Origin of the sequence: Nocardia sp. SSK8 (assembly GCF_037034205.1) — a bacterium.
Classification (GTDB): domain Bacteria; phylum Actinomycetota; class Actinomycetes; order Mycobacteriales; family Mycobacteriaceae; genus Nocardia.
On the sequence record NZ_JBAGKD010000022.1, the window covers coordinates 1 to 15,047 of the forward strand.

The following is a 15,047-nucleotide window of genomic DNA, read 5'->3' on the forward strand; positions in this document are numbered from 1 at the left end:
GGGTCGACTCCGCGCGTGCCCGAGGACAATGCTGATGCCATCCGACGGTTCGCGCGACAGCACACGGATACGAAGGAATTGCCATGAGTCAGCACGAGTTCACGCTGGTCCTCGATCGCACGCCGACCGAGGACGAGCTCGATGCCTTGTTCGAGGCCGGTCTCGACGACTCGACGCCGGAGTTCGGGCCGCGCGCGGTGCCGGTGCTACATGTGCACCGGGATGGGGATTCGTTGGCGGCGGCCGTTGTCGGCGCGGTGGCGCAGGCGGAAGCCGCGGGGTTCGGGGTGGTGGGGGTGCGGACCGAAGATCTCGTGACGGTGAAGACGATCGCGGCGAGGACAAGCCGGGGACACCGGGCAGCTGGCCGCGCTGGCGAGCTGAAGATGGAGCTCGGGGCAGGCGAGCAAGGCTTCGTTGAGGATCTCGAAAGTTTCGTTCGTAGTCTTCATGTCAGGGGCGAAAACAACTGAGGCCCAACTGATCAAGCTCTGTCGAGGGCTTCGGAGGGGAGAATCATGGGTAGGAAGCTCGTTGTTCGGGTGGGGCTCGCGGTGGCGGCTGTGGCCGTCGGGCTCGGGGCGGCGGCGCCGGCGCAGGCTGACGCGCCTGGCCGGGGGGCTTGTTTGACCGTTGTCAACAAGACCGCCAAGGACATTCGGATCGTCATGAAGACGACGCCGATCGGGAACCAGGCGGGGTGGAGTTACACCATCGGAAAGCGCTCTAAGCAGATACTCCGGGACGGGGGCGGGAACAACCTGTTGTCGCCTGACGGGAGCTGGAAAGTCGACGGTCCGGGCGGCCAGTGGTGGTTCGACGATCAGATGACGCACGGTGCCTGCAACGGCTCCTGGTACTACACCGTCGGCTAGCAGCAGCGCGACGCGTTGACGCGGGACCGGCCTCGGGTGCGGGGGAGGCCGGTCCGGGCTGTTCAGAGTGGGCCGTAGGTGGCGGTGCGGGCCTTGGCGGCGGTGGTGGAGAGGATGGTGGTGAGGGTTTGGTGGATGCGGGTCGTGGTGGTGGGTTTGGCGATGAAGGTGGTGTCGCCGTAGAAGACGTAGCGGCCGTCGCCGGTGAGGTCGTGGAGCTGGAAATCGTCGCGGGCCTCGGTGTGGCGGTTGTCGACGCTGGCGTGGGCGTAGACACCGATGTGGGTGAGGGTGTCGGTGGGTTTGGCTAAGAAAGCTTCCAGCTGTTCGCGGGGGGTGGGGTCCCAGGGGTCGCGGGTGTCGGGGCGGGGGGCGGCGAGTTCGGCTGCGGTGACGCGGATTTCGCGGCCGGAACCGGCTCGGACGCGCGGGAGGGTGGATAACACGGCGGCGGCAAGGGATTTCGGGGGGAACAGGTGCAGGGTGATGTCGCCGGGGTTGGTGTCGGCGCCGGGGGCCTGGATGGCCAAGGCGGCGTAGGTATCCCGGGTGCCGCCGTGGGCGCGGATGGTGCGCACACCACGGGTGGCACCGGCGACCTCGACGCGGGCGTGCGGGACCAGCAGGGCCGCCATGGCGCGGTCGAGATCGCTGTCGAACTCGGCCATCAGGTTCTCGGCGGCCTTGCTGCGCAGGCGCAGGATCTCGGCCTGGGACTCGACGTCGGTATGCCGGTGGTGCAGCGGATACGGGAGGACGTCGCGGCCCGCCGCCTCCCAGAGAGTGCGGAAGTCGAGAGCGGTGAGATGCCAGGTGCGCACGGGAGATCTACTCTGTTCCATCAGGATTCGCGACTAATCTCCGCCGATGACCGGCGGGACCATCTTGGGCAGGTTGTCCAGACCGGTGAGCTCGTCACCGTGTTCCTGAGTGATGAGGTAGTCGGGGATCGCCTTGCTCGACTCGTCGTCCTTGCCGCCGCCGCGCGCGCCGGGGCCCATCATGCCGGGCGAGCCGGAGCGGCCGGTCGCGCCGGATCCCGCGCCGCCCGCCCTGGCCGCCGCCGCGGTGGTGCCCGCGTTCGGGGAACCGGGGACCGCGCCGCCGGGCGTCCCCGCGCCCGGGGTGCCGCCGGGTGTGCCACCGCCCGGTGAGCCCGCACCGCCGGGACTGCCGGACGGGAGGCCCGAGCCGGGGGTGGTCGGGGTCGAGGCCGGGGTGGTGCCCGCCGGGACGGTGGACTGCGGGGTGGTGGAGTCGGGGGTCGAGTCCTGGGTGGTGGGGTCGTCGCCCGTGGTGGTGTCGTCGGGAGTGATGTCGTCGGGGTCCGTGCCCGGGGTGGTGCCCGCGGGAGTGGTCGGGTTCGTCGCGGGCTGGCCGGAGTTCGGGTTGGCCGAATTCGGGTTGCCCGTCTCGGGTTTCTGGGAACCGCCGGGGGTCACGGGATCGCCACCGGGGTCGACGGTCTTCGGGATCGGGATGACCGGGACCTTGTCGTCGGACTCGTGAATCACCGGGGCGTAGACGGTTTGCAGCACGCGCACGGCTTCCACTCGTGCATTCTCCTGTGCCACATCGTCATTGCGCCACGCTCGGCCCTGGAGCAGGCCGAGGGCGTTGTCGACGCCGCTGCGGTGCTCCGGAGCGAAGGGCACCAGCCGCTTGGTGGGTTCGAGGCCGGTGCGCAGTTCGTCGAGCTTGTTGCTGGTGAGCGCGGCCGCGGTGGTGACCTTCTGGCCGGTGATGTCGTAGGCGGCCACCGTCTGCGCCGCCGCCGTCGCCGCCGCGCCGGACCAGACATCGGGCGACATGCCGCGCGCGATCTGCTTGCGGAACTCGTCGAGGGAAGTGCTGTTGCGGGTGGAGATCTCGGTCCACGCGCTGATCAGATCGCTCACGGCGGTGATATCGATCTTGTCGACCTTGGCACGCAGTTCGGCGACGGTGCCCTCGAACGGGTCGGTCTTGGTGACGGCGGTCGGGCGGTAATCGCCGTCGAAACCGAGGTCGTTGGCGCGCTGGCGGGTGCGGTCGCGCTGGGTGTTGTACTGGTCCTGGATATCGGCGATATCGGAGGAGTCGAGTTCGTTGTCGTCGCTGGTGAAGGGGGACATGACGAAATTGCGGAGGCCGCCGAAGAGGTCTAGGCCGCTCATGTTCGGGTAGGACATTCAGTTCACCTGCTCGGTGACGTAGTCGAGGGCGTTGGCGTTCTCGATGTCTTTGCCCGCGATGTGTTTGAAGGAGATCGAGAAGACCTCGCGGAGCTGTTTGACGGCATCGATGTCGGACATGAGCACCTCGTAGATCGAGTTCGGCTCGCCGACAGCCTGCGAACGAAACTTCGCCTCGAGTTGCCTGGCCATGTCGAAATCACCAAAGCCGGTGACGTTCTGGACTCGCCGCGCCGCATTGACGAGGTCTTGTAGGTCGGAAAGGCGCGCGTCGCACGCTTTGAACATGTGGAAGGCCGCGGCCTCGTCGTTCAGGTAGACCTCACCGGCCTTAACCTGTGAAAGCAGCTGACTGTAGGGCGTCGCATCCGCCATGACGGCTCCCCCCTACTTCGGGAACGTCGGAACGAGGATGGCCCCGGTGCGCTGTAGGTACACGCACGGGTCTTCCAACGGCCCGTCGGCGATGGCCGAGTTCCCGACGCCCAGTTGAACAATGCCCTGTTCGGTCGGGAAGACCACGTCGCAGAACAGGTTGCGGGAGTCACCCTCGACCTTGAACTGGCGACCTTGCCGACCGCCGATGGTGACATCGGAGAAGCCGGTGTTGCCCGGCTTGGCCTCGAAGTCGGCGACACTCATGTCGGTCGTGTAGACGGTCAGGGCGTATTCGTCGCCATTCCATCCACAGATCTCCCACCCCGACTGGTGGACACCCGCGACACCAGCCTCCTCCGTCGACGGATCAACCCCCGCCTCCGTCAACACCGCATCCGAGATCTCCGAACACGGATCCCACAACACCGGCGCCGCCGGACTCGTCGTAGCCCCCTGCGACGACGGCTCCCCCGAGTCACATCCCGCGACCCCGAGGACAACCGCACCGGCCGCCACCAACGCCATACCTGCGCGTCTCATCCCCGCCCCTTCTCGCCGGTTACTGCTCTGACCAGGGACATTAGCACGAAGGTCCGACACGCACGGTGGCCGCGTAAGTTGATCGATCATGAGTGATCTCCGAGTCTCGGCGCCCTTCGACGGGCGTGATCCCGAAGGCAAACCGGTGGTGAACCGGCCGCCCGTCGACCCGCTGATCCATGATCGGGTGCTGGCCTATCTCGAGCACGCGCCGGTGGTCTTGAGCGCGCGCAGCTACAGTGCCGATGATTTCGCCCCCGCCGAGCGGGATGTGCCGATGAATTTCCAGACCGACGGGGTGTTCGTCTGGCCGGGCGCGGTGCCGCACTACCTGCGCAAGTACGGGCTGCCGCCGGAGCCGGCGCTCGTCCAGCACATCGTGGCGCGCGGATTCGACCTCGGCGAGGTGGGCGAGGAGGACCGGCGGCGGGCGGTCGCGACGGTCACCGGCTGACCGGTTCCAGCAGGCTCAAGCCCTCGCCGCGCAGCAGGGGCAGGATGCCGGACCTGCCGGTGAGCAGTAACAGCAGGTCGAGGGTGGTGCCGTGGACCTCGGGGCCCACTCCCGCCGTGAACGCGGAATCGTCGGCGACGAGGTGGACGCGGCCGAAATTCCGGCGCGCCCAGAAGGGCCAGCCCATCGACCACACGCGGGTGGCGGCGACGGCCGCGTCCTCGGGGTCGACGGCGAGGACGCGGGCGAGCGGGCGGGCGATGTCCTGGGCGTGCACGATCACGTCGTAGTGGATATTGCGGTAGTTGGTGACCACCGGCAGGCGCCGGGAATCGGCGACGCGGGCCAGGTCAGCGGCCAGATCGGCGACGGTGTCGGCGTAGCGGACGGCGATGTCGTGGTTGAGGCGGTGGAAGCTGCCGCGGGCGCGCGCGGCCTCGCGGAGCATGGCCAGCGGGCCGGGTGGTCGCGGCGCCAGGGCGACGTGGGCGGCGACATCGCGGACCCGCCAGCCCGCGCAGAGCGAGGGAGCGTCGAGTTCGGCGGGGGTGAGCTCGGCCAGCAGGGCCGCGAGGGCGCGGCGCTGGTCGATGATGGTTCGCCAGTGCTGTTCGACATCCACGACCGGCCTCCAATTCGTCAGCCTTTCTGACTAATATAGTCAGTAAAGCTGACCGGATCAAGGAGTGGCGTGAGCGAACTCAACCTCGGAGTCCTGCTGTTCGTGCCCTATCGGGAAATGGAGCGGCGGGTGTTCGTCGCGCTGGCCGAGGCCGGTTTCGAACTCACCCCGGCGCAGGCCCGGCTGGTCGCGCGGATCGGGCCGGACGGCTCGCGACTGACCGAGCTGGCCGCCCAGGCCCAGGTGACCAAGCAGACCGCGGGCGTACTCGTCGATCAGCTCGTGCATAACGGGTACCTGAAACGGGAACCCGATCCCCGCGACGGCCGCGCCCGGCTGTTGCGCCTGGCCGAGCGGGGCACCCGGGCCGCCGAGGTGGCGAACCGGGCGGTTCGTGCTGTCGAGGACGAATGGATTACCCATCTGGGCGCGCGGCAAGCGGCGACATTGCGGAACTCGCTCGAGCAATTGCGCGAGATCACCGACCCCTATCGATAAGATCCGTCCGGCGAGCGGGGCACCGTGATGAGCATCCCTGCACCCAACCAGCAGTTTCGGGGGATACTGGAGCCGGTGTCCGCCGTCGGGCGGGGCCACATCGCAGCAATTCCAGGGAAAGGGAGCTTGACGACGTGGATGCGCGTTCGCTTGCGCTGGTCCGCGCCGATTTCCGCGGGGTGTCGGAGGCACCGGGCGGTCCCGAGCGGCTGATCAGCGCGTTCTACGGTCACCTGTTCGCGCAGGACCCGAGGTTGCGGGAGCTGTTCCCGCCCGCGATGGACATGCAACCCAAGCGGCTCGTGACGGCGCTGCAGTTCGTCCTCGACAACCTCGAGGACTTCGATCGCGCGCAGAAATTCCTCGAGCAACTCGCTCGCGACCACCGCAAATACGGGGTCGAGGCCGACCACTACGACATGGCCGGACGCGCGCTGCTCGGCGCGCTGCGCACCTACCACGGCAATCGCTGGACCCGCGAGCTGCACGAGGGCTGGAGCGACGTCACCATCCTGGTCTCGGCCTCGATGGCGATCGGCGCCAACGAGGACAAGTCGCAGCCGTACTGGGACGCGACCGTCGTCGGCCACCGCCGGGTGCTCGACGACCTGGCCATCGTGCGGCTGCAGGCCGACGGCCCGATCCCGTTCAAGGCGGGCCAGTACGTGCCGGTGGCGATTCCGCAGCGGCCGAATATGTGGCGCTACTACTCCCCCGCCATTCCGGCCAATCCGTACGGCGAGGTCGAATTCCATGTGCGGCGGATCAGCGGCGGGTGGGTGAGCCCGGCGATCGTCAACGACACCAAGGTCGGCGACCGGTGGAAGATCGCCGGACCGCTCGGCGGGCTGCACGTGGACCGGGAGTCGGGGCGCGATGTGCTGCTCATCGGCTCGGGCACCGGCATCGCGCCGCTGCGCGCGCAACTGATCGAGATGAGTCAGCGCGGGATCAATCCGCGGGTGCACTTCTTCTGCGGCGGACGGTACCCGGGCGATCTGTACGACGTGAACAACATGTGGCAGCTGTCCCAGTCGAATCCGTGGCTGACGGTGGTGCCGGTGTGCGAGGAGAACACCAATCCCTGGTGGTATCCGCAGGATTCGGCCGAACCGCCGGTCGGCATGCATCGGCGGCTGATCGGTAACCTGGGTGCGGTGGTGACCAGTTTCGGCAACTGGGCCGACCGGCAGATCCAGATCGCCGGGTCCCCGCGGATGATCGCCGACACCCGCCGGGCCCTTATCCGGGCGGGCACACCCAGCCAGATCATCGCCGCCGATCCCGTCGGCTGAGTCAAGGAGCGCTCGTGAGCGAGTTTCCCGATCCCGCGTGGACGGCGACCGTCGTCGGTCATCACCGCCTGCGCAACGATCTGGCCGTGATCCGGCTGATCGGTGATTTCGTGCCGTTCGCGGCGGGCGGGTCGGTCGAGGTGGAGGTGCCGCAGCATCCCGGGGTGCGGCGGCGGTACTCCCCCGCGCTGCCGCCCTCGCTGGACGGGAAGCTGGAATTCCATGTGCGCACGGTGCCGGGCGGGTGGTGCTCGGATTCGATCGTGAGCGATACCAAGCCCGGTGATCAGTGGCGGATCCACGCTCCGCACGGGGTTTTCCGTATCGATCCCGAGGCGGCCGAGGTCGTGATGATCGCCGGGGGAACCGGACTGGCGCCGATGCGCGCGCAGATTCTCGAGCTGGCCCGTCGCGAAACCCCGCCCCGGACTTATCTTTTCTACGGTGGGCGCTCGCCGCGCGATCTCTACGCCTCGGACATGCTGTTCCTTCTGGCGGGGGAATTGCCCTGGCTGACAGTCATTCCCGTGGTGGAAAGTTCGGAAGACCCGTCCATTCGCGACGAATGGCACGAGCAGACCCGCTCCGATATCGGGTTCGCGCCCGCGGAGATGTTCTACGGAACGCTCGCCGATGTCGCCGCCACGCACGGGCCGTTCACCCAGCAGCAGGTGCTGGTGTGTGGGTCGCCCGCGATGGTGCGGACCACCGTCGACCGGCTGCTCGAATCGGGGACGCCCGCGGCGAATATCACCACCGAAGGGGCCTAGCGCGGGCTGAAGAGGTCGACCTCGGCCATGAGTTCGGTGAGGAAATAGCCGGACGGCATGGTTCGGGCCCTGGCGCTTTCGGGCTCGGTGAGGGGGACGATGTTCAGGATTCTGATGGTGGCGCCCTCGGCCTCGAAGATGTCCTGGGCGTCGGCGAACAGTGGGCCCGCGAACATCACCGTGCGGCAGTCGGGAAAACCCGGGAAGTCTTCCGTGAGTGTCATCATGTGGCCCCAGCCGAGCTGCTGGTCGGTGATCCAGGGGTAGGCGGCGAGATTCGCCAGCAGCTGGGCGACCGCCGATTCCCACTCCGGCGTCTGCTGTCCCCGCCAGGAGAACCGCAGTTCGGCGCGTCCTCCGGCCCCCGGCCCCGGCGTCGCGGGCATCTCACCGGCCGCCATCCCGACCGTGGCGAAGGTGGTCACCGGAATCCGCGCGGTCGGCCGGTACACCAGCACATCGATGTGCCCGATCGGGCCCGGTCCGTCCTCGAAGACATACCCCTCGTCCTCGGGTCCGTACAGGTGCTGCACATCGCGAAAAACCGCCCGCAACAACGGAGAAGCACCCACCTTGAACCCTTCCGACTCCCACCCGGCGTAGCCGGATCACCCTATCCCCTCCGCGCAGCTCGGGGCCCCTTGGATCCCTTTGTCTGATTATCAGATTCTGATAGAATGACTGTATGAAGGAGATCAGTGCGACCGAGGCCGCGAGGGCGTTCGCGCGGGTGCTCGATGAGGCGGAGGCGGGTGAGGAGTTCGTCATCACTCGTAAGGGGGTATGCGTGGCGCGGCTCCTTCCGGCGCCGCGTGCCAATGGCCGCGGCCTGAACAAGCTTGCCCGGAAATGGGCTGGGAACATCGGGTTGGATGAGGAGTTCGAGACCGCAATCGAATCCATCGACCGTTACGCGAGCGCCCAGGAAGACAGCGATCCGTGGGAAAGCTGATCCTCGACACGGGCATTCTGATCGCCATCGATCGTGGCGCGGTCGATCTGCCCGATGTCATCGCCGATGACGACAACGTCGCCGTCGCAGCCGTAGTCATCGCGGAGTACCTCACCGGTCTCGCCGGTCAGACCAACCCCGCCAAACAAGCGAGCGCACGGGCCTTTCTCACCGAATTCCGGGCGATCGTGCCGAGCATCCCCTACGACGATGTGATCGCCGAACACCACTCGGAACTGCTGACCCATGTTCGGGGGACGGGTAAGCCCCGGGGTGCGCACGACCTGATCATCGCGGCCACGGCACGCGCGACCGGTCGCACCCTCGTCACCACCGACCGGCGGGCCGATTTCGGCACGCTCCCGGGGGTCGAGGTCCGGCTGGTCGGACCTGGATAGGGACAGCCCTCAGAACAGGGGGTCGTGGCGGATGGAGTCGGCTTGGGTGCCTGCGGCCATGAGGCGGAACTTGGTGGTTTGGACCATGGAGGGGGAGCCGACTATTTGGACGTCGCGGTCGGACCAGGGGCCGTAGGAGGCGACGACCTTGCCGATTTGGCCGGTCATGCGGGGTTCGAGGCCGGGGAGGTCGGGGTGGGGGGCGTCGGAATCGAAGTACCACCAGGGGTTTTCGTCGCTCTCGGTGACGGGGGTGACCGAGAGCCATTTGTTGGCGACGGCGAGCTGGCTGAGGACCTGTAGGTCGTAGAGGTCGCAGGGGTGGTGGCCGCCGACGAAGAGGTGGACCTTCGGGTTGACGCGGCGCTGGGCCATGGCCATGATCTGGGCGCGCAGGGGGGCGATGCCGGTGCCGCAGCCGACCATGAGCATCTTGCGTTTGGTGTTGCGCGGCACGCCGAGCCCGCCGAGCGGGGAGCCGAGCTGCCACTGGTCGCCGACGTGGGTGTGCGCGACCATGGCGGGGCTGACCCAGCCGCCGAGCACACTGCGCACGTGGAATTCGATCTCGCCGTTGGCATTGGCGGGGTTGGCCGGGGACAGGTAGCGCCACATCCGCGGCCGCGCGGGGATCTGCACGCTGAGGTACTGGCCCGCCGCGTACTCCATCGGCTGATCGAGCTGTACCCGGATGACCGACAGATTGCGCAGCACCTCGCGGCACTCGACCACCGTGGCGGTCCACACCGGGGGGGTGGTCTCCTTCTCGGCGGCGCTGATCATCGCGCCGCTGATCATGGCCAGGCCCTCATCCCAGGCGGTGGCGACCTCGTCGGTCCACATCTCGGTGCCCGCGAACTGACGCATGGCCGACTTGAGCGAATTGGCCACGGCGACATAGTGCGCGGGCTGCACCCCATACTTGCGGTGGTCGCGCCCGAGCTGGGCCAGGAACGGCAGCAGCTTGTCCGGCTCCTCTAGCCGGTCGAGCGCGTAGCCGATCGCGGTGACCAGGCGGTCGCGCTGGGCGTCCATGGCCGCCGGGAAGTAGTCGCGGACCGCGGGGTAGTCCGTGAACAGGATCGAGTAGAACGACCTCGACAGCCGCTCGGACCCACCGTCTTCCGCAGCAACCGCCTTGAACGTAGTACGGATCAAAGCGACAGTCCGCGAATCCATATGTGTCACAACCTCGTTTCGCCATCGAACGCAGTCCGCGCCGGCGAGTGACGGGCTGGGAGGACACTCGTCAGCAGCCGATGCGAGAAGTCTAGGCGAGGTTTGCCAGCTTCGGAATCGTACTCTTAAACATCACAGGTGTAATTCTAAAAATACCGGGCAGGATGCGGGAGTATCCCCTAGAAACAGACTCGATGTCGGTAAAACGGGAGTCAAAGTGACCATACGCTTCCGCGATCTTCCTGGCATAACCGGCATTCGCGACCCAATGTGCCTGGTAGAGCGACCTTTCCGCTACGACCACCAGGCGGGCAGCGGCGACGCGCCGTGCCATGACACGCGGGCAATGCACACTGGAGCGTCTCGCGTGCAGTGTCGAAATAGCGCCGCACCGACCCGAATTCAGCGTCCCGCCAGCAAACATTTACCGGCACACGGCGATAAACCCCCACCTCACAGGGCTGGACCGGACCTTTCGGGCAACAAGATCAGGAATAAAGAGGTTGCTGGATAGTCACCAGCCGATCGCCGGTGATTGCCCGGAGACGAACGAACCCCCGGTCCGTGTCCACCGCAATGGATATCGAACCGGGGGTTCGCCGAATCGAGCGTTCTCAGCGACGATGTCGTGGCTGCCAGACCACCAGGGCGGTACTGCGCTGGGGCGGGGTCAGGTCGGGCCGGTATCCGGCCCGCAACTGCTCCAGCTCCGCACTCATCTCCTCGACGCGCTGCTGCAGCGCCTCGACCTGGTTCGTGAGCTCGATGATGCGCTTGATACCGGCGAGGTTGACGCCCTCGTCCTGCGACAACCGCTGCACTTCGCGCAGCAGTTCCACGTCGCGGGCCGAGTACCGGCGTCCACCGCCCGAAGTGCGTTGGGGCGTGACCAGACCCAGCCGGTCGTAGGTGCGCAACGTCTGCGCGTGCATACCCGCCAGCTGGGCCGCCACCGAGATCATGAAGAACTCGGCGCGCGAGCCACCACCCGACGCTGACTTCGGACTATCGGACATCAAGCACCCGCCCATCCTGCACGCGGATCGAAGCCACTGGCCTTCTCGGCCTCCTGATAGCGCTTGAGCGCATCGGTGGCGTCGGAGTCCAGCGCCTGCGGAACCGCGACCTTCACCGTGACCAGCAGGTCACCGGCGCCGCCCGCCGCGCCGCGCTTGGGCACACCGCGACCGCGTACCCGCAGGATACGCCCGTCGGCGGTGCCCGCGGGCACCTTCACGCCGACCCGGCCGTCCAGCGTCGGCACGGAAACAGTTGTCCCCAGCACCAATTCGCTGTAGCTCACCGGGAGCACCAGGGTGAGGTCGTCGCCCTGGCGGCCGAAGACCTTGTCCTGGCTGACATGCACGGTGACGTACAGGTCACCCGAGGGCGCCCCACGCAGGCCCGCTTCGCCCTGACCGGCGAGCCGGATCTTCTGGCCGTCGCTGACACCCGGCGGGATCCGCACCGTGATGGTGCGGGTCCGGTTCTGGATGCCGGTGCCCGAGCAGTCGGTGCACGGGTCGTCGATGATCGACCCGGTGCCGCGGCAGTCGTCGCAGGGCTCGCTGAAACCGAACGCGCCCTGATTACGGCTGACGACACCGGCCCCGTTGCAGTTCGGGCACACCCGCGGGCTGGTGCCCGGCTTGGCGCCGGACCCGTGGCAGGTGGTGCACGGCGACGGACTGGTCATCCGCAGCGGGACGGTGACACCCTGGGCCGCCTCGCGGAAGCCCAGCGTGGTCTCGGTCTCCACATCGGCACCGCGGCGCGGGCGGCTCGCACCGCGCGCGCCGCCACCCCGGTTGAACAGCCCGCCCAGCAGATCGCCGAGCCCGCCGTCACCGGCAGCGCCCGCGCCACCGGCCTGACCGAAGATGTCACCGATGTTGAAGTCCTGCGAGAAGCCGCCGCCCGCACCGGGGTTGAACCCGCCGTAGGCCCGGCCGCCACCGCCACCGCCCGCGAACAGGCGACGCGTCTCGTCGTACTCCTTGCGCTTGGCCGGATCCGACAGCACCGCGTTGGCCTCGCTGACGGCCTTGAACTTCTCCTCGGCCTTGGTGTCACCCGGATTGGAATCCGGGTGCAGGTCGCGGGCCAGCTTGCGGTAGGCCTTCTTGATCTCGTCCTGCGAGGCGCCGGCGGAGACACCCAGCTCCTTGTAGAAGTCCTTCTCGATCCACTCCCGTTGGCTCACCGGGCATCTCCTCCTCTCGCCTTAGTTGTTGTCGGCGTCGGCATCCGGGTCCGATGCCTCGACGACCTCGGCATCGGTTACCCCGACCAGCGCGTGCCGAAGCACTCGCTCGCCGAACCGATAGCCCTTGCGCATGACCAGACCGATCACCGGGTCCGCGCCCGAACCCTCGTGCTGCACGGCCTCGTGCAGCGTCGGGTCGAACGGCTCGCCCACCACGCCGAACTCGACGAGACCCTGCTTGGTGAGCGCGGTCTCGAGCTTGTCGGCGACGGACTTGAGCGGGCCCGCCTCCAGGTCGCCGTGCGCCCTGGCCCGGTCCAGATCGTCGAGCACGCCGAGCAGTTCGCTCACCACCGCGGCCTTGGCCGCGTCGATGTTGGCCTGCCGGTCGCGCTCGACGCGGCGGCGGTAGTTCGCGTATTCCGCGGTCAACCGCTGCAGGTCGGCCGTGCGCTCGGCCAGCTCGTCGCTGACCGGCGCCTCGGGTTCGGCGTCGAGCACCTCCGCCTCCGCCTCGGCGGGGGCTTCGGTGTCCTCGACGATGTCGGTGATCAACTCCTCGCCGGAGTTGGCCTCGGTCACTTCTTGTCAGCCGGGTCGTCGACGACCTCGGCATCGACGACCTGGTCGTCGTCGGCCGGGCCGGCGCCGTTACCGGCGGCTCCGGTCTGCGCGTCCTGGGCGGCCTGCGACTCGTAGATCGCCTGGCCGACCTTCTGCGACTCGGCGGCCAGCTTCTCCACCGCGGTCTTGATGGCCGCGATGTCGGTGCCCTCGAGCGCCTTCTTGGCCTCGGCGACCGCGTTCTCGGCATCGGCCAGCAGCTCGGCCGACACCTGCGCGCCGCCCTCGCTCGCCTTCTGCTCGTTGATGAACTTCTCGGTCTGGTGCACCAACGACTCGGCCTGGTTGCGGGTCTCGGCCTCTTCGCGGCGGGTCTTGTCCTCGGCGGCGTGCGCCTCGGCGTCCTTGACCATCCGGTCGATCTCTTCCTTGGACAGGCCGGAGCCGTCCTGGATCTTGATCTTGTTCTCCTTGCCGGTGCCCTTGTCCTTCGCGGTGACGTGCACGATGCCGTTGGCGTCGATGTCGAAGGTGACCTCGATCTGCGGCACGCCGCGCGGGGCCGGGGGCAGGCCGGTCAGCTCGAAGGAGCCGAGCAGCTTGTTGTGCGAGGCGATCTCGCGCTCACCCTGGAAGACCTGGATCTGCACCGACGGCTGGTTGTCGTCGGCGGTGGTGAAGGTCTCCGACCGCTTGGTGGGGATGGTGGTGTTGCGCTCGATGAGCTTGGTCATCACGCCACCCTTGGTCTCGATACCCAGCGACAGCGGGGTGACATCGAGCAGCAGGACGTCCTTGACCTCACCCTTGAGCACACCGGCCTGCAGGGCGGCGCCCACGGCGACGACCTCGTCCGGGTTCACGCCCTTGTTCGGCTCACGGCCGCCGGTCAGTTCCTTGACCAGCTCGGAGACGGCGGGCATACGGGTGGAGCCACCGACGAGCACGACGTGGTCGATGTCGGCCACGTTGATACCGGCGTCCTTGATGACGGACTGGAACGGCGCGCGGGTGCGATCCAGCAGATCGGAGGTGATCTTCTGGAACTCCGAGCGGGTGAGCTGCTCGTCGAGGAACAGCGGGTTCTTGTCCGCGTCGACGGTGATGTAGGGCAGGTTGATCGAGGTCGACTGGCTCGAGGACAGCTCGATCTTCGCCTTCTCGGCGGCCTCGCGCAGACGCTGCAGGGCCATCTTGTCCTTGGTCAGGTCGATGCCCGAGCTGGCCTTGAACTTGTCGACGAGCCAGGTGACGACGCGCTCGTCCCAGTCGTCGCCACCGAGGTGGTTGTCACCGGAGGTCGCGCGGACCTCGACGACGCCCTCACCGATCTCCAGCAGCGAGACGTCGAAGGTACCGCCACCGAGGTCGAAGACCAGGATGGTCTGTTCCTTGTCGCCCTTGTCCAGGCCGTACGCCAGCGCGGCCGCGGTGGGCTCGTTGACGATGCGCAGCACGTTCAGACCGGCGATCTGACCGGCTTCCTTGGTGGCCTGACGCTGGGCGTCCTCGAAGTAGGCGGGGACGGTGATGACCGCGTCGGTGATCTCCTCACCGAGGTAGGCCTCGGCGTCACGCTTGAGCTTCATCAGCGTGCGCGCGGAGATCTCCTGCGGCGTGTACTTCTTGTCGTCGATCTCGACGCTCCAGTCGGTGCCGATGTGGCGCTTGACCGAGCGGATCGTGCGGTCGACGTTGGTGACCGCCTGGTTCTTCGCGGGCTGGCCCACGAGAACCTCGCCGTTCTTGGCGAAGGCGACGATCGAGGGGGTGGTGCGCGAACCCTCGGAGTTCGCGACGACGACCGGCTCACCGCCTTCCAGCACGGCGACGACAGAGTTCGTGGTCCCGAGGTCGATTCCGACCGCACGAGCCATAGTGATTTCCTCCTGTTTGGACGTTCTATAGGGCAACAGTCTCGAGCAACGCTGAGCGTGGTGGGCTCAATCCTGCCTCCGGAGTCCGCCCGGAGTCAACCCAGACTTGAGTCAGCTGCGCTCAACCTTGTTGATCAGCACAACCTGCATCTGCGGCGATACATTCCCGCCGCCGCGAAAAAACTTTCCCGCCCCTGCCGAACCCTAGCCATTCTTGCGCGGCCTGGACTCAACCGCGACGGGCGATGCGGGATCGTGACGAATC

Annotated in this window: 19 protein-coding genes; 8 read left to right on the forward strand and 11 right to left on the reverse strand. The window is 67.5% G+C overall.

The features are described 5' to 3' along the window. Window positions 1-83 precede the first annotated feature (83 nt). Both WA675_RS26490 and WA675_RS26495 read left to right on the forward strand, forming a co-directional pair. The gene (locus WA675_RS26490) at window positions 84-473 is read left to right on the forward strand and encodes a hypothetical protein (RefSeq protein ID WP_336088027.1); all 390 of its coding nucleotides are present in this window, start codon (window positions 84-86) and stop codon (window positions 471-473) included. A gap of 45 nt (window positions 474-518) precedes the next feature. Further along, window positions 519-875, forward strand: coding sequence for a hypothetical protein (locus tag WA675_RS26495; RefSeq protein WP_336088029.1), 357 nt, complete (start codon window positions 519-521; stop codon window positions 873-875). A 62-nt stretch (window positions 876-937) separates the two neighbouring features. Here the strand turns inward: WA675_RS26495 and WA675_RS26500 are convergent, their stop codons facing one another. Genes WA675_RS26500 through WA675_RS26515 form a run of 4 tightly spaced genes read right to left on the reverse strand, consistent with a single transcriptional unit; the run spans window position 938 to window position 3,952 of the window. Next, the gene (locus WA675_RS26500; RefSeq protein ID WP_336088030.1) at window positions 938-1,696 is read right to left on the reverse strand and encodes an ESX secretion-associated protein EspG; all 759 of its coding nucleotides are present in this window, start codon (window positions 1,694-1,696) and stop codon (window positions 938-940) included. Window positions 1,697-1,729: 33 nt separating this feature from the next. Beyond that, window positions 1,730-3,046 carry a hypothetical protein gene (locus tag WA675_RS26505; RefSeq protein ID WP_336088031.1) on the reverse strand — a complete coding sequence of 439 codons (1,317 nt, stop codon included), beginning with the start codon at window positions 3,044-3,046 and terminating at the stop codon, window positions 1,730-1,732. Continuing rightward, on the reverse strand, window positions 3,047-3,424 hold the full coding sequence (locus WA675_RS26510) for a hypothetical protein (RefSeq protein WP_336088032.1): 378 nt from the start codon (window positions 3,422-3,424) through the stop codon (window positions 3,047-3,049). 12 nt (window positions 3,425-3,436) lie between these two features. Next, window positions 3,437-3,952 carry a DUF3558 domain-containing protein gene (locus WA675_RS26515; protein ID WP_336088033.1) on the reverse strand — a complete coding sequence of 172 codons (516 nt, stop codon included), beginning with the start codon at window positions 3,950-3,952 and terminating at the stop codon, window positions 3,437-3,439. A gap of 103 nt (window positions 3,953-4,055) precedes the next feature. Between WA675_RS26515 and WA675_RS26520 the strand changes: the two genes are divergently transcribed. Next, on the forward strand, window positions 4,056-4,421 hold the full coding sequence (locus WA675_RS26520; RefSeq protein ID WP_336088034.1) for a hypothetical protein: 366 nt from the start codon (window positions 4,056-4,058) through the stop codon (window positions 4,419-4,421). On the opposite strand, the gene WA675_RS26525 is transcribed toward WA675_RS26520, so the two are convergent. Beyond that, entirely contained in the window at window positions 4,411-5,043 is a 633-nt protein-coding gene (locus tag WA675_RS26525) for a maleylpyruvate isomerase family mycothiol-dependent enzyme (protein ID WP_336088035.1), read from the reverse strand. The two genes, WA675_RS26520 and WA675_RS26525, sit on opposite strands and share 11 nt — an antisense overlap. 117 nt (window positions 5,044-5,160) lie before the next feature. On the opposite strand from WA675_RS26525, the gene WA675_RS26530 reads away from it, so the two are divergent. The 3 genes from WA675_RS26530 to WA675_RS26540 all read left to right on the forward strand — a co-directional run bounded on the left by WA675_RS26530 (window position 5,161) and on the right by WA675_RS26540 (window position 7,606). Beyond that, entirely contained in the window at window positions 5,161-5,541 is a 381-nt protein-coding gene (locus tag WA675_RS26530; RefSeq protein WP_336088071.1) for a MarR family winged helix-turn-helix transcriptional regulator, read from the forward strand. 134 nt (window positions 5,542-5,675) lie between these two features. Continuing rightward, window positions 5,676-6,836 (forward strand): FAD-binding oxidoreductase, encoded by a 1,161-nt coding sequence (locus WA675_RS26535; RefSeq protein WP_336088037.1) that lies wholly within the window; start codon window positions 5,676-5,678, stop codon window positions 6,834-6,836. A gap of 14 nt (window positions 6,837-6,850) precedes the next feature. Beyond that, window positions 6,851-7,606, forward strand: a complete 756-nt coding sequence (locus WA675_RS26540) for an FAD-binding oxidoreductase (protein WP_336088038.1) — start codon at window positions 6,851-6,853, stop codon at window positions 7,604-7,606. Here WA675_RS26540 and WA675_RS26545 read toward each other — a convergent pair. Then, window positions 7,603-8,139 (reverse strand): suppressor of fused domain protein, encoded by a 537-nt coding sequence (locus tag WA675_RS26545; protein ID WP_336088039.1) that lies wholly within the window; start codon window positions 8,137-8,139, stop codon window positions 7,603-7,605. The two genes, WA675_RS26540 and WA675_RS26545, sit on opposite strands and share 4 nt — an antisense overlap. Before the next feature lie 152 nt (window positions 8,140-8,291). Here WA675_RS26545 and WA675_RS26550 point away from each other — a divergent pair, with 152 nt between their 5' ends. Beyond that, entirely contained in the window at window positions 8,292-8,558 is a 267-nt protein-coding gene (locus tag WA675_RS26550) for a type II toxin-antitoxin system Phd/YefM family antitoxin (RefSeq protein WP_336088040.1), read from the forward strand. Next, on the forward strand, window positions 8,546-8,956 hold the full coding sequence (locus tag WA675_RS26555) for a type II toxin-antitoxin system VapC family toxin (RefSeq protein ID WP_336088041.1): 411 nt from the start codon (window positions 8,546-8,548) through the stop codon (window positions 8,954-8,956). Before WA675_RS26550 ends, WA675_RS26555 begins: the two co-directional genes overlap by 13 nt. A gap of 9 nt (window positions 8,957-8,965) precedes the next feature. On the opposite strand, the gene WA675_RS26560 is transcribed toward WA675_RS26555, so the two are convergent. From WA675_RS26560 to dnaK, 5 genes are all read right to left on the reverse strand, one after another. Then, entirely contained in the window at window positions 8,966-10,135 is a 1,170-nt protein-coding gene (locus tag WA675_RS26560) for a globin domain-containing protein (protein ID WP_336088042.1), read from the reverse strand. A 614-nt stretch (window positions 10,136-10,749) separates the two neighbouring features. Beyond that, the gene (locus WA675_RS26565) at window positions 10,750-11,151 is read right to left on the reverse strand and encodes a heat shock protein transcriptional repressor HspR (RefSeq protein ID WP_336088044.1); all 402 of its coding nucleotides are present in this window, start codon (window positions 11,149-11,151) and stop codon (window positions 10,750-10,752) included. After that, the gene (dnaJ, locus tag WA675_RS26570) at window positions 11,151-12,338 is read right to left on the reverse strand and encodes a molecular chaperone DnaJ (protein ID WP_336088045.1); all 1,188 of its coding nucleotides are present in this window, start codon (window positions 12,336-12,338) and stop codon (window positions 11,151-11,153) included. Before dnaJ ends, WA675_RS26565 begins: the two co-directional genes overlap by 1 nt. A 21-nt stretch (window positions 12,339-12,359) precedes the next feature. After that, entirely contained in the window at window positions 12,360-12,923 is a 564-nt protein-coding gene (gene grpE, locus WA675_RS26575) for a nucleotide exchange factor GrpE (protein ID WP_336088046.1), read from the reverse strand. Further along, complete coding sequence (gene dnaK / locus WA675_RS26580; protein ID WP_336088047.1) at window positions 12,920-14,782, reverse strand: molecular chaperone DnaK; 1,863 nt, start codon at window positions 14,780-14,782, stop codon at window positions 12,920-12,922. Before dnaK ends, grpE begins: the two co-directional genes overlap by 4 nt. Between the last annotated feature and the right edge of the window lie 265 nt (window positions 14,783-15,047).

What these genes read in the sequence shown, in the direction of transcription:
- dnaK (WP_336088047.1), bottom strand. Translation starts at nt 14,782, where the DNA reads ATGGCTCGTGCGGTCGGAATCGACCTCGGGACCACGAACTCTGTCGTC.
- WA675_RS26560 (WP_336088042.1), bottom strand. Translation starts at nt 10,135, where the DNA reads ATGGATTCGCGGACTGTCGCTTTGATCCGTACTACGTTCAAGGCGGTT.
- WA675_RS26495 (WP_336088029.1), top strand. Translation starts at nt 519, where the DNA reads ATGGGTAGGAAGCTCGTTGTTCGGGTGGGGCTCGCGGTGGCGGCTGTG.
- WA675_RS26505 (WP_336088031.1), bottom strand. Translation starts at nt 3,046, where the DNA reads ATGTCCTACCCGAACATGAGCGGCCTAGACCTCTTCGGCGGCCTCCGC.
- WA675_RS26515 (WP_336088033.1), bottom strand. Translation starts at nt 3,952, where the DNA reads ATGGCGTTGGTGGCGGCCGGTGCGGTTGTCCTCGGGGTCGCGGGATGT.
- WA675_RS26550 (WP_336088040.1), top strand. Translation starts at nt 8,292, where the DNA reads ATGAAGGAGATCAGTGCGACCGAGGCCGCGAGGGCGTTCGCGCGGGTG.
- WA675_RS26530 (WP_336088071.1), top strand. Translation starts at nt 5,161, where the DNA reads ATGGAGCGGCGGGTGTTCGTCGCGCTGGCCGAGGCCGGTTTCGAACTC.
- WA675_RS26490 (WP_336088027.1), top strand. Translation starts at nt 84, where the DNA reads ATGAGTCAGCACGAGTTCACGCTGGTCCTCGATCGCACGCCGACCGAG.
- WA675_RS26565 (WP_336088044.1), bottom strand. Translation starts at nt 11,151, where the DNA reads ATGTCCGATAGTCCGAAGTCAGCGTCGGGTGGTGGCTCGCGCGCCGAG.
- WA675_RS26520 (WP_336088034.1), top strand. Translation starts at nt 4,056, where the DNA reads ATGAGTGATCTCCGAGTCTCGGCGCCCTTCGACGGGCGTGATCCCGAA.
- WA675_RS26510 (WP_336088032.1), bottom strand. Translation starts at nt 3,424, where the DNA reads ATGGCGGATGCGACGCCCTACAGTCAGCTGCTTTCACAGGTTAAGGCC.